This is a genomic window from Tahibacter soli, assembly GCF_025717065.2.
In the GTDB taxonomy this organism is placed as follows: Bacteria; Pseudomonadota; Gammaproteobacteria; order Xanthomonadales; family Rhodanobacteraceae; genus Tahibacter; species Tahibacter soli.
In genome coordinates this window covers 71492-84372 of the sequence record NZ_JAOVZO020000019.1, presented here as the reverse complement: position 1 = coordinate 84372, position 12881 = coordinate 71492, and the positions used below count along the sequence as shown (strand labels likewise).

9 protein-coding genes are annotated in these 12881 nt (G+C 70.2%); all 9 read left to right on the top strand.

Features of this window, described 5'->3' with window-relative positions; genetic code table 11:
• The 9 genes from OD750_RS19515 to OD750_RS19475 all read left to right on the top strand — a co-directional run bounded on the left by OD750_RS19515 (position 1) and on the right by OD750_RS19475 (position 12735).
• On the top strand, positions 1–2652 hold the full coding sequence (locus tag OD750_RS19515; protein WP_263541017.1) for a hypothetical protein: 2652 nt from the start codon (positions 1–3) through the stop codon (positions 2650–2652).
• A gap of 109 nt (positions 2653–2761) precedes the next feature.
• Entirely contained in the window at positions 2762–3934 is a 1173-nt protein-coding gene (locus OD750_RS19510; RefSeq protein ID WP_263541018.1) for an EAL domain-containing protein, read from the top strand.
• A gap of 117 nt (positions 3935–4051) precedes the next feature.
• Positions 4052–5047, top strand: coding sequence for an AAA family ATPase (locus OD750_RS19505; protein WP_263541019.1), 996 nt, complete (start codon positions 4052–4054; stop codon positions 5045–5047).
• A 10-nt stretch (positions 5048–5057) separates the two neighbouring features.
• Positions 5058–6005, top strand: a complete 948-nt coding sequence (locus OD750_RS19500) for a DUF58 domain-containing protein (protein WP_263541020.1) — start codon at positions 5058–5060, stop codon at positions 6003–6005.
• Entirely contained in the window at positions 6005–6478 is a 474-nt protein-coding gene (locus tag OD750_RS19495) for a DUF4381 domain-containing protein (protein ID WP_263541021.1), read from the top strand. The genes OD750_RS19500 and OD750_RS19495 overlap by 1 nt, the downstream gene beginning before the upstream one ends.
• Positions 6471–7469 (top strand): vWA domain-containing protein, encoded by a 999-nt coding sequence (locus OD750_RS19490; protein ID WP_263541022.1) that lies wholly within the window; start codon positions 6471–6473, stop codon positions 7467–7469. Before OD750_RS19495 ends, OD750_RS19490 begins: the two co-directional genes overlap by 8 nt.
• Complete coding sequence (locus OD750_RS19485; RefSeq protein ID WP_263541023.1) at positions 7466–9355, top strand: VWA domain-containing protein; 1890 nt, start codon at positions 7466–7468, stop codon at positions 9353–9355. Before OD750_RS19490 ends, OD750_RS19485 begins: the two co-directional genes overlap by 4 nt.
• Positions 9355–11061, top strand: a complete 1707-nt coding sequence (locus OD750_RS19480; protein WP_263541024.1) for a BatD family protein — start codon at positions 9355–9357, stop codon at positions 11059–11061. The genes OD750_RS19485 and OD750_RS19480 overlap by 1 nt, the downstream gene beginning before the upstream one ends.
• 354 nt (positions 11062–11415) lie before the next feature.
• A complete protein-coding gene (locus OD750_RS19475) occupies positions 11416–12735 on the top strand; it encodes a dicarboxylate/amino acid:cation symporter (protein ID WP_263541025.1) in 1320 nt (439 codons plus the stop codon).
• Positions 12736–12881 lie beyond the last annotated feature (146 nt).

Sequence of the window (12881 nt, the reverse complement as noted above, 5' to 3'; positions counted from 1 at the left end):
ATGAAAGTCTTCACAAAAAGCCTCGGGCTGCTGCTGACCGGCGTGCTGCTGGCCAGCTGCGGCGGTGGCGGCGGCAGCGGCGACAACGGCGCGTTGAATCCGCCGACGAGCGGAACGCTGACGCTGACCGCGACGACCACGACCCTGCCGGTCAACAGCAGTGTTGTCGGACCGTTCATCGGTTCGCCGTTCATGGCCGAAGTCGGCATCACCTGGCGCCGGCCCAACGGCGATCTCGTTTCCGGACAGGAAGTCGCCGTGTCGGCGTCTCCGGTTTCGGTGATTTCGTTCTCGACGCTCGACGATCCCGCGACGGCGATCGAAACCAATCCGGACGGCAGCTACCTGCGCGGCAACGAGTTCCGCGACAAGCTCGGCAGCGGCCCGGTCGACGTGACCGGCGGCGTCGCGACGATCTTCGTGCATTCGGGCACGGTATCCGGCACCGGCACGATCACCGTGACCGCGCGCGATGCCGATTCGAACCAGACGATCTCCAAGACGCTGACGTTCACCGTGCAGAACGCGACGGCTCCGTTGCCGGCGTCGATCCTGATGGGCGCATCGCCGTCCGGCATCTACCTGCAGAATTCGGGCGGCGAAACGTCGTCGCTGATCACTGCGGTGGTGCGCGACGGCGGCGGCCAGCTGATTCCCGACCCGGTCAGCGGCAACAACTCGTTCAACAACGTGCAGTTTGAAGTCATCGGCAGCCCGAACAACGGCTCGCTGTCGGGCCTCGGCGCAGGCGGTTCGCAGACCGGCCAGTCGATCAAGGTGCGCACGGTGCAGGGCGTCGCGGCCGTTTCGTTCCGCTCCGGCACGGTCGAAGGACCGATCCAGATCCGCGCCACGGTCGACCGCGGCGACAACAACGTCGACAACGGCATCAGCGACGCGCTGGTCACGACCACGAGTGTCGTCGTGTCCGACGGCAAGCTCTTCAGCCTCGCGATCACGCGTCCGGATACCAACGCGCTGTACGCCAATCCGGTGGACGGCACCGCCGGCCCGACCGATCCGGGCACCGCGCCGCCGTTCCACAACGGCACGTACAGCCTGACCGTCAGCGCACTCGCGACCGACCGCCAGGGCAATCCGGTGATCAATCAGCCGGTGCGCTTCGGTCAGCTCGACGCTCCCTTGACGGGCTTCCCGTCGGAAGGCCCGGGCACGTTCTCGATCACCGGTACCGACGGCAACCCGCAGGAAAACGGTACGCTGTTCACGGCGCCGAACGGCCGCTTCACGACGGCCGGCGGCGGCGCGGGCCCCGGCGATACGCTGCTCGTGTTCGGCGACCTCGTGCCGGGCAACCGCGACCTCGAAAGCTCGCGCACGATCGCGTCGATCAACAACGCGGGCAGCCTCAACGTCGTCACGCCGTTCAACCGCAACGACGACACCGGCAACAGCGTCGACGCCGGAGCGGTCATCCCGTACGTCATCGGCCGCGCGGTCGACGGCAACATCACGGCCGACGGCGTCACCGACGCCAAGGGTGTCGCGTCGGTCCAGCTGACCTATCCGGTCACGCGTCTGGGCAAGGCGGTCTACCTGTTTGCACAGGGCGACTCGGTTGCCAGCACCGGCGCTGTCAAGAAAGTTAGCGACATCAAGCTGATGCGCTACGCTGGCATGCTGCCGGTGCGCATCACGGCGGCGCCGGCGACGATTCCGGGCAACACCACCGTCAACGTCCGCGTCTGTCTGCGCGATGCGCTCAACAGCGCGCTGCAGGGCCAGTTCATCCCCTTCGGCTTCGCCAACCTGGGTAGCGGTTCCGGTACGGTCGACGGCGTCGCCGGCGCCGGCATCACCGCCAGCGCGACGGGTGCCGACGGCTGCCTGACCGCGGTCGTGCGCACGATCGGCGTCGCCGGCGGCGGCGCCGGCGGCGACGGCCCGCGCGTGGTCTTCTCGAACGTGGATGCGGAAGATCCGGCGGAAGTGACGATCACGGCCGGCGGCAACCTCATCCTCAATGCCAACCCGACGGCCTTCGTCGGTACCGGCGGCACGGTCACGCTGACGCTGCGCGACGGCGCCGGCAACCCGGTTCCGAGCGTGACGATCGGCGGCACCTGCTCGGGCGACGTATCGCTCGACTCCGGTCCGGGCGTGACGAACGCGCAGGGCCAGACGACGGCCGTCATCAGCAACGTGAATCTCAACCGCTTCGGTTCGGCCGGCAGCGCCACGTGTACGTTCCGCACGCCGACCGGCGAAACGGCCACCGTGTCGTTCACGGGCATCAACCTGTGCACGCTGGGTGCGGGCGTCAGCCCGCCGCCGCCGGCGGGCGCGTGCCCGACCGGTGCGACGATCGCGCTGACCGTCAACGCCGTGGCCACGCCGGTGGGTGCGCCTGCCAACACGTGCGGCGTAACCGTCACCAGCGCGCCGACCGGCCTCACCTGCGGCGTCGCCGCCGGTGCCACGGCTCCGCAGGCCTGCACGGGCAACTTCCCGTCGGGTACGGAGATCACGCTGACCGCCACGCGTACCGGTCCGCCGGCTTGCCTCGCGGCGACCCCGGCACCGACCGTGGTCTTCTCCGGCAGTTGCGCTCAGGTCGGGACGTCCAGTTCCGCCACCCTGACGCTGTCGTCGGCGCAGACCTGCACGGCGACCGCGCAAACCCCGCCGTAAACATCACCGCAACGCGTTGAAAACGAGGGCCGCACATGCGGCCCTCGTTCTTTTCGGGCCTACGGCACGGCGGCAACGCTGCTACGATCGGCCCGCAAGGAGGACGCGCATGTCCCTATCGTCGTTCCGTGTCGAGGTGAGCGCCGGCAGCGTGCTGTTCCGGCAGGGCGACGCGCCGACATCGGCGTTTCTGCTCGAACAGGGCGAAATCGAGGTCACCACCCGCCACGGCGAGGAAAGCCGCCGGCTCGGCGTGCTCGTCGCCGGCGACCTGCTCGGCGAAATGGCGGTGATCGACGACTCTCCGCGTACCGCGACCGCGACCGCGCTGACCGATTGCGTGCTGACGCCGATCGACCGCACGCAGTTCGCCGAACGCCTCGACGATGCCGACCCGGTCGTCCGTGCGCTGCTGCTGAGCCAGCTCACGCGTTACCGTTCGGCGCTCGCGCAGTTGTCGGGCCAGCGCGAACCGGCGCCGTCGGCGCAGGTGCGCGACGCGCGCGCGCAGGACGCGGCCGTGGCGCTCGACAAGATCCGCCTGGAAAGCGAGCTGCGCGAAGCGCTCGAACGGCGCGAACTCGAGGTGCGCCTGCAGCCGATCCTCGAGATCTCGACGAACCGCGTCGCCGGCTTCGAGGCGCTCACGCGCTGGACGCATCCGGAGCGCGGTCCCGTCTCGCCGGCCGATTTCATCAAACTCGCCGAAGAAACGTCGCTGATCCTGCCGATCGGCGACTACGTACTGGCCGAAGTCTGCAACGCACTGCGCCGCATCGGCGGCGACGGCGACGCGGCGCCGTTCGTCGCGCTGAACGTGTCGGGGCGTCAGCTCGACGATCCGGGCCTGCTCGACCGGTTTCTCGCCGCGCTCGTCGCCGGCGGCGTCGCGCCGCGCCGGCTGAAGATCGAAATCACCGAAAGCCTCGTGCTCGACTACGAACGCGTCTCGGGCATCATCGCGCGCTGCCACGGCGCCGGCATGAAGGTCGCGCTCGACGATTTCGGCACCGGCTATTCCAACCTCGGCCATTTGCACAAGCTCGAGTTCGATACGCTCAAGATGGACCAGGGCTTCATCCGGCAGATGAGCGATCCGCGCTGCTACGCGATCGTGCGCGCCATCGTCGGCATGGCCCACTCGCTCGACTGCGACATCGTCGCCGAAGGCGTGGAAACCGAACTGCAGCTGCGCCAGCTGCGCGAACTCGGCTGCCGCTACGCGCAGGGCTGGCTGATCGGCAAGCCGCTGCCGGTGCCCGAAGCGCTCGCCCTGTTGTAACGCCCGTAGCGCGAACCTGTCCGCCCCGGCGCTTCCGGCGCGTTTAACGATCGATAAACTTTTCCGCTCGATAGTGGTCGAAGCGGCCGCACACGGCCCAACCGGACTTCGCGACTCATGGATCTACCCGAACGAGAGCGCCCCGCGGCGCTCGCCGACACGTTTTCCGCGCTGCGCGCCGATCTTGCGCAGTGCATCATCGGCCAGTCGCGACTGATCGACCGCCTGCTGATCGCGCTCCTCGCCGACGGGCACCTGCTCGTCGAAGGTGCGCCGGGCCTGGCCAAGACCACCGCGATCAAGGAACTGGCCGCGCGCATCCAGGCCGACTTTCATCGCGTACAGTTCACGCCCGACCTTCTGCCCGCCGACCTCACCGGTACGGAAATCTACCGTCCGCAGGAAGCGCGCTTCGAATTCCAGCGCGGTCCGATTTTCCACAATCTTCTGCTCGCCGACGAAGTGAACCGCGCGCCGGCGAAGGTGCAGTCGGCGCTGCTCGAGGCGATGGGCGAGCGCCAGGTCACGGTCGGCTGCACGACCTATCCGCTGCCGCCGCTGTTTCTCGTGATGGCGACGCAGAACCCGATCGAGCAGGAGGGCACGTATCCGCTGCCCGAAGCGCAGCTCGACCGCTTTCTGATGCACGTCGCGATCGACTACCCCGACGCCGACGCCGAAGCGGCCATCCTCAAGCTCGCCCGCGCCCGCGCGAAGGCCGAAATGCATCACGCGCCGGCGCCGCCGCAGCGCGTGACGCAAGCGCAGATCTTCGCCGCGCGCGAGGCCGTGCTCGACCTGCACCTCGCGCCCGCGCTCGAGCGCTACATCGTCGAACTCGTGATCGCCACGCGCGAGCCGGCCGCGCACGACGCCGACCTCGCGCGCTGGATCGCCTACGGCGCGAGCCCGCGCGGCACGATCGCGCTCGACCGCTGCGCGCGCGCACACGCCTGGCTCGCCGGCCGCGACTACGTACTGCCCGACGACGTGCACGCCGTCGCACCGGACGTGCTGCGCCATCGCGTGCTGCTCAACTACGAGGCCGAAGCCGAAGGCGTGCGTCCGCAGCAGGTCGTCGCGCGACTGCTCGAACGCGTCGCGCTGCCGTAGCGCGCCCGGCATGGCGACGCCAGCAACCACCGCCGCGACGTCGGCCGTCAGCGTCCGGCTCGACGCGCTGATCGCGCAGCGCCTCGCCGCGCGCGCGCTCGTGCTCGCCGCGTCGCGCAAGGTCGCCGCCGATTCGTCCGGCATCAAGACGTCGCGCTTTCGCGGACGCGGCGTCGACTACGTCGAGTCGCGCGCCTACCAGCCCGGCGACGACATCCGCAGCATGGACTGGCGCGTCACCGCGCGCACGGGACGGCCGCACACGAAGGTGTTCCAGGAAGAGCGCGAACGCAGCGTGCTGTTCGTGCTCGATCACAACCCGAGCATGCAGTTCGGCACGCGCGTGCGCTTCAAGTCGGTGCAGGCCGCGCGCGCCGCCGCGCTGATCGCGTGGAGCGCCGTGCGCGGCGGCGATCGCGTCGGTGCCGTCGGCTTCGGCGGCGGCGTGACCGGCGAGGTACGCCCGGCCGGCGGTCCGCGCGGCGCGCTGCGCTGCCTGCGCAGCTTCGTCGAATGGGACGCGCTCGCGCGCGCGACGCAAACGGCGTCGCCGCTGTCCGAAGCGCTCGAACGCACGCGCCGGCTCGCGCGGCCCGGCAGTCTCGTGATCGTCGCGACCGACGGCTTCTGCGCCGACGCGGCCGCGCAGGCGCCGCTGACGCGGCTCGCGACGCATTGCGACATCAAGGTGCTGATGTTGACCGACGCGCTCGAACTCGCCGCGCCGCCGCGCGGACGCTACACGTTCGCGATCGGCGGCGAGCGCCGCCGCTTCGAATTCGGCGACGGCGCGCACGACGGCGCGTGGGTAGAGGCGTTCCGCCGCCGCCGCGCGACGTTCGTCGACGCCGCGCGCAAGCTCGGCATCGCGGTGCTGCCGGTCGACACGCGCGACGAACTCGCGCGCAGCCTCGCGCTGCTGGGCCTCGCGCTCGCGGCGCGGCGGGGAGCGGCGTGATGGCCGACGACCTGCCGCAGCTGCGCGACATCCACCTGCCGGTCGAACCGTCGTGGTGGCCGCCCGCGCCGGGCTGGTGGATACTTTTTGCCTTGTCGATTCTTGTGCTGGTGCTTCTCGCGCGCCGCGGCTCGGGGCGCCTGCGACGCGTGCGGCGAGATCGCCGCGTGATCGCCGCGCTCGCGCGGCTTGAGGCCGACTGGCGCCGCGACGGCGACGATACGCGTTTCGCCGCGGCGCTGTCCGAGCATCTGCGGCGCCTGTCGAGCCTCGTGCGCGCCGACGCCCCGGCGTTGAGCGGATCGGCGTGGATCGCGTTTCTCGACCGCCATGGCGACGGCTTCGCCGACGTGCGCGACGCGCTCGTCGACGCACCGTACCGACCGGCCGCGAGGATCGACGCGGCGCGCTTGTACGCGCTCGTCGACCGGCATACGCGACGTGTGCTCGCGACGGAGCTGGCCGATGTTTGAATGGGCCTGGCCATGGCTGTTCGCGCTGCTGCCGCTGCCGTGGATCGTCGCGCGGCTCGCCGCGCCGGCGACGGAGTCGGGCGCCGCGCTGCGCCTGCCGCATGTCGGCGTGTTCGATGCGCAAGGCGACAGCCACGCGGCGACCGCGCGCACGAGCCGCCGCGTCTGGCCGTGGATCGTCTGGGCGCTCGTCGTCGCGGCGGTGGCACGGCCGCAATGGACCGGCGAGCCGCTCGACCTGCCGCGCAGCGGCCGCGAGATGCTGCTCGCGGTCGACGTGTCCGGCAGCATGAAGACCGAAGACATGACGCTGGGCCAGCGCGGCGCGTCGCGCTTCGAGGCGATGCAGGTCGTGCTCGGCGACTTCATCGCGCGGCGCCTGGGCGACCGCGTCGGCCTGATCCTGTTCGGCACGCGCGCATACCTTCTGACGCCGCTGACGTTCGACCTGAAAACCGTGCGCACGCAGCTCGAAGAGTCGGCGATCGGCCTCGCCGGCAGCGACACGGCGATCGGCGACGCGCTCGGCCTCGCGGTCAAGCGCCTGCGCGACCGGCCCGAAGCGCAGCGCGTCGTCGTGCTGCTAACGGACGGCGTCAACACCGCCGGCGAACTCGATCCGCGCAAGGCCGCCGAATTGGCGCAGACGGAAAAAGTACGCGTGTATACGATCGGCTTCGGCGCCGAACGCATGCGCGTCAACGACATGTTCGGCACGCACACCGTCAATCCGTCGGCCGATCTCGACGTCGCGCTGATGACCGAAATCGCCGACAAGACCGGCGGCAGGTTCTTCCGCGCGCGCGACACGGCCGAACTCGCCGGCATCTATCGCGAAATCGACCGTCTCGAACCCGCCGCCGACCAGGCCGAGCGATATCGCCCCGTGAAGGAACTGTTCCACCTGCCGCTGTCGCTCGCGCTGCTCGTCGCGCTGGCCGCGGCGCTCGTCGCGCAATGGCCGGGACGGCTCGCCGGGAGCACCGCATGATCGGCGAATTCCACTTTTTGCGGCCCTGGTGGTGGCTCGCGCTGATCGCGCTGCCGGCACTGTGGTTCGCGTTGCGACGCGGCGACGCGCAGTGGCGCACGTGGGCGAAGGTCGTCGACGCGCACCTGCTGCCGCATCTGGTGACCGGCGCCGAAACCGCGCGGCGCGCGCCGATGGTGCTGGCGTGTCTCGCGTGGATCGTCGCGGTCGCCGCGCTCGCGGGGCCGGCCTGGGAACGCCTGCCGATACCGGTGCAGCGCAACCAGGCGGCCACGGTGATCGCGTTCGAACTCTCGCCGACGATGCTCGCGGCCGACCTCAAGCCCGACCGGTTGACGCGTGCGCGCTTCAAGGTGCGCGACCTGCTCGCACGGCTGCGCGACGGACAGGTCGCGCTCGTCGGCTACGCCGGCGACGCGTTCGTCGTCGCGCCGTTGACCGACGACGCCAAAACCGTCGAAAACCTGCTCGACGGGCTCGACCCGACCGTGATGCCGGTCGGCGGCAACGCGACCGCGGTCGCCATCCGTCGCGGCGTGGATCTCATCGCGCAGAGCGGCCAGCGCGGCGGCGACCTGATCCTCGTCGCCGACAGCGTCAGCGCCGACGCGACGGCCGCCGCGAACGCCGCCGCCGCGCAGGGCGTGCGCGTGTCGGTGCTCGCGGTCGGCACGGCGCAGGGCGCGCCGGTCAGCCTGCCGCAGGGCGATTTCTTGAAAGATACACAAGGCAACATCGTGATTCCGAAGCTCGACGCCGCCGCGCTCGCGGCGGTCGCGCAGGCCGGTGGCGGCCGTTACGTCGACGCCGCCGGCGATGTGGCGCCGCTCGCCGACCGCGGCGTCGCGCCGGCGTCGCCCGGCGGCGCGGCGCTCGCCGACGAGGTCGCGTCGCAGCAATGGCGCGATCGCGGTCCGTGGCTCGCGCTCGCGCTGATACCGCTCGCGCTCGCCGGTTTCCGGCGCGGCTGGCTGATGCTCGCGGTGTTCGCCGTCGGCGCGGGCGCGACGGCACCCGCGCGCGCGTTCGACTTCGCCGACCTGTGGGCGAGCCGCGACCGGCAGGCGTGGAACGCGCTCGAAGGCGGCGACGCCAAACGCGCGCAGGAGCTCGCGCAGGACGCCGACCTGCGCGGCGCCGCCGCGTTTCGTGCCGGCGACTACGCGGCGGCGACGCGGGAATACGCGGCATCCGAAGACGCCGAGTCGGCATACAACCGCGGCAACGCGCTCGCGCAACAGCAGCAGTGGCAGGAAGCGATCAAGGCGTGGGACGAAGCGATAGCGCAGAACCCCGGGCATGCCGATGCGCAGGCGAACAAGCAGGCGGTCGAGGCCTGGTTGAAAAAGCAGCAACAGAATCAACAGAAGCCGGACGACAAGAACGGCAAGTCGGCGCAGGGCGGGCAGGGGCAGTCCGGCGGCGGCGAAGAGGATCAGCAGCAACAGGGCGACAAGCGGCAGGGCGAGCAGAACTCGTCGCCGCAGGAGCAGAAGGAATCGGCTGACGGCAAGCCGTCGGGTTCCGACGATTCGAAAGAAGGTGCGCAGAACAGTCGCGGCGGCACCGATCCCGAGCGCAGTGCCGACGGCAAGGACGGCGAGCGCAGCGGCGAGGCCGGTGCCGAGAAGGACGCGCAGAAACAGCAGGAGCAGCGCGAAACGTTTCGCAAGGCGATGGACAAGGCGGTCGAACAGGCCGGCAAGGAACCCGAACAGGGGCAGGCCGCGAAGGCGCGCGTCGAATCGGATACCCAGCGCGAACAGCGACAGGCGGTCGAACAGTGGCTCGAACGCGTGCCGGACGACCCGGGTGGCCTGCTGCGGCGCAAGTTTCAGCTCGAATACGAACGCCGCCAGCGCGACGCGGGCAAAGGAGAACGGTGATGGCGAGGATCCTCCGCACGGCGCTCGTCGCGCTCGCATGCATCGGCGCGTGGCTGCCCGCCGCGCGCGCGGCCGACGTGCGCGCGTGGCTTGATCGCGACACGGTGCAGCTCGGCGAAACCGTGGCGCTCAACATCGAGGCGACGGGCACCGGCGCGAGCGCGCCGAGTTTCGATGCGTTGAAGAACGACTTCGAAGTGATGGACCCGTCGAGTTCCAGCTCGGTCAACATCGTCAACGGGCAGGCGACGGCGAAGCAGTTGTGGGGCGTGTCGCTGCAGCCGCGGCGCGTCGGACGCCTGACGGTGCCGGCGCTCGCGGTCGCCGGCGCGACGACGCAGCCGCTGAGCCTTAACGTCACCGCCGCGCCGGCCGCGACGAGCGGCAACGAAGAGATCATCGTCGAATTGTCGGCCGATCCGCTGACGCCTTACGTGCAGCAGCAGGTGTCGCTGACGGTCAAGGTGTACGTCGCGGTGAACCTCTCCGACTACGAACTCGAACCGCTGCAGGCGCAGGGGCTCGTGATCCAGAAGCTCGGCCAGGGCCGTGCCTACGACGCCGAGCGCGGCGGGCGCCGCTTTCGCGTGCTCGAACAGCGCTACGCCGGCCTGCCCGAGAAGAGCGGCACGATCGAACTGCCGCCGCTCAAGTTTCGCGGTCGCGCGATCAGCGGCAACGATCCGTCGGCGATGTTCTTCGGCCGCGGTCGCATGGTGTCGACGCAATCGCAGGGCGTGACGCTCGACGTCAAGCCGCGCCCGCCGCAGTCCGGCGACGGGCCGTGGCTGCCGGCGCAGACGCTGGAACTGTCCGCGGCCGGCATCGACGCGTCGGCCGGCGGGCGCGTCGGCGAACCGCTGACGCTGACGCTGACCGCGCGCGCCCAGGGCCTCGGTTTCGAGCAGATTCCCGAACTCGCGCTGCCGGCGATCGACGGTGCCGAGATCTATCCCGACAAGCCGACGACGCGCACGCGCGACAACGGCACGTGGATCTTCGGCGAGCGCAGCCGCAAGTTCGCGATCGTGCCGACGCGGCCCGGCACCTTGCACATTCCCGCGATCACGCTCGACTGGTGGGATACCGCGAAGGACCAGCCGGCGAGCGCGATCGTGCCGGCGCAGGACATCGTCATCGCGGCGGGCGTCGCCGGCGCCGCCGCACCCGCCGTCCCGCCGGCAGCGGCCGACACGCCCGCAACGACGTCGCCCGCGCCGGCCGATGCGGCGCCCGTGTCCGACGCCGGCCCCTGGCGCACGCTCGCGCTCGCGAGCTTCGCCTTGTGGCTGGCAAGTGTCGCGATCGCGTTCTGGTGGTGGCGCACGCGTGCCGGCATCGCTCGCGTTGCGACGCCGACGCGCACGAACGACTCGACGGCGACGCTGGGCTCGCGCGGCGCCTTCGCGCGCGCCGCGAGCGGCGGCGACGCACGCAAGTGCGCGCGCGCGCTGCTGCGCTGGGCGCAGGCCGAAGGCATCCGCGCGACTCACCTGGGCGAACTGGCCGCGCAACTCGACTCGCCCGCGCAACGCGACGCTATCGAGGCGCTGCAGCGCGCCTGCTATGCGGCCGACGGCGCCGGGGCGGTGCCGTCGCAGACGGCCGCGGCGTTCGCGCCGGGTTTCACGCGGCGCTCACATGTCGCCGCGTCGAACGACGATGCGGCGTTGCCGCCGTTGTGGCCGAAATCGTCACGTCGCTGAACTCTTCCGCTACGCGCGGCGATGACGTGACGCAGTGGACGGAAATCGGGCGCGCCGGCACGTAGTCTGCGCGGCGCGCCGATTGGTCAAACCCCCTGTTTGAACCAGCGGCCGCAACGGTTGCCGTCGACGCTTGCCGTCGAGGCACGTTGTCCGGGCGGGTCCTCGGGAATCCGGGCCGCCGGACGCTGTCGCAAGCTCTCAGGGAGTTGTCTGGACGGGCAGGGTGCTCTGGTCAGGATGACCACCACGAGCCCGATGCGTCCCCCCTGTCGCATCGGGCTCTTCTTGCGTTGCCTCGAAGGTCGGGCTCCGGTAGGTTTCGCGTTTCCGCCTACGAACCGACGAGCCGACATGAGCCATGCCGCCGCTACCGTGACACCGCCCGAGCGCGGACTCGCCCTGCACTGGAAAGTGCTGATCGGCTTCGCGGTCGGCATCATCGGCGGCGCGATCGCCTACCTCGCCGGACCGCAGTCGGCCATCGTCTCGGGTCTCGTCGACTATGTCGCCGCGCCGGGCGGACAGCTGTTCCTGAATCTGCTTTTCATGCTCGTGCTGCCGCTGATGTTCACGGCGCTGATCCTGGGCGTCACCGAGATCGGCGACATCGCCTCGCTCGGACGCATCGGATGGCGCACGCTGATCTACACCGGCGTCGTCACGAGCATCGCGATCGCGATCGGTCTCCTCGTGGTGCACCTGATCGAACCGGGCCGCGCGTTCGACCCGGCCGTGCGCGACGCGCTGCTCGCCGGCAGCGCGCAGAAGGCGCATGCGATCACCGATTCGAAGCCGACGCTCTCGGTCATCGAGATGATTCTCGGCATCGTGCCGCGCAACGTCGTCAAGGCCGCGAGCAACGGCGACTTCCTCGCGGTGATGTTCTTCGCGATCATGCTCGGCGTCGCGCTCGTCCTGACGCCGACGCCGGCGACGCAGCGCTTCCGCGAAGCGATCCAGGGGCTGAACGAGCTCGTCATGAAGCTCATCGGCATGGTCGTCAAGCTGACGCCGTACGCGGTCGCCTGTCTGATGTTCGCGCTGACCGCGCGCTTCGGCTGGGACACGCTCATGACGCTCGCGTGGTACGCGTTCTCGGTACTGCTGGCGATCGCGATCCACGGCTTCGTCGTGCTGCCGCTGTGGGTGCGCTTCATGGGCGGCATGAGTCCGCGGCGCTTCTTCCGCGACTCGCAGGAGGCGATTCTCACCGCGTTCTCCACCGCCTCGTCGACCGGCACGCTGCCGACCACGCTCAAATGCGCCGAACAGAACCTGCGCCTGCCGCCGAAGGTCGCGCGCTTCGTGCTGACGATCGGCGCGAGCGCCAATCATCACGGCACCGCGCTGTTCGAAGGCCTGACCGTACTGTTCCTCGTGCAGTGCTTCGGCGTCGAGCTCGGCTGGGTCCAGCAGATCATGGTGCTCGGCCTGTGCATTCTCGGTTCGATCGGCACCGCCGGCGTACCGGCAGGCTCGCTGCCGGTCATCGCGATGATCCTGACGTATCTGCACGTGCCGCCCGAGGCGATCGGCATCATCCTCGGGGTCGATCGTTTCCTCGACATGTGCCGCACCGCGTTGAACGTGACTGGCGATCTTGCGACGGCGGTCGTCGTGGCGAGACGAGAGGGTGCCGATACGACAGAGGAAGCGCCGGCCGCCGGATGAACGCGCGTGCGGCGTCGAACGCCGCGCGGCTTCACAACCCACGACAAGACGCTGGCGTATCCGGCACAATTCGACCCGTGCAAGGTTTGTCGAGGCGGGTCGAGCGAACGTTGCGGTAGCACCTGTCCGACTGGATGCGATGGCAT

Bases quoted from the DNA above. Each gene is read 5' to 3' on its own strand.
- OD750_RS19500 (WP_263541020.1), top strand. From the start codon at position 5,058: ATGGCGACGCCAGCAACCACCGCCGCGACGTCGGCCGTCAGCGTCCGG.
- OD750_RS19495 (WP_263541021.1), top strand. From the start codon at position 6,005: ATGGCCGACGACCTGCCGCAGCTGCGCGACATCCACCTGCCGGTCGAA.
- OD750_RS19480 (WP_263541024.1), top strand. From the start codon at position 9,355: ATGGCGAGGATCCTCCGCACGGCGCTCGTCGCGCTCGCATGCATCGGC.
- OD750_RS19515 (WP_263541017.1), top strand. From the start codon at position 1: ATGAAAGTCTTCACAAAAAGCCTCGGGCTGCTGCTGACCGGCGTGCTG.
- OD750_RS19475 (WP_263541025.1), top strand. From the start codon at position 11,416: ATGAGCCATGCCGCCGCTACCGTGACACCGCCCGAGCGCGGACTCGCC.
- OD750_RS19490 (WP_263541022.1), top strand. From the start codon at position 6,471: ATGTTTGAATGGGCCTGGCCATGGCTGTTCGCGCTGCTGCCGCTGCCG.
- OD750_RS19505 (WP_263541019.1), top strand. From the start codon at position 4,052: ATGGATCTACCCGAACGAGAGCGCCCCGCGGCGCTCGCCGACACGTTT.
- OD750_RS19510 (WP_263541018.1), top strand. From the start codon at position 2,762: ATGTCCCTATCGTCGTTCCGTGTCGAGGTGAGCGCCGGCAGCGTGCTG.
- OD750_RS19485 (WP_263541023.1), top strand. From the start codon at position 7,466: ATGATCGGCGAATTCCACTTTTTGCGGCCCTGGTGGTGGCTCGCGCTG.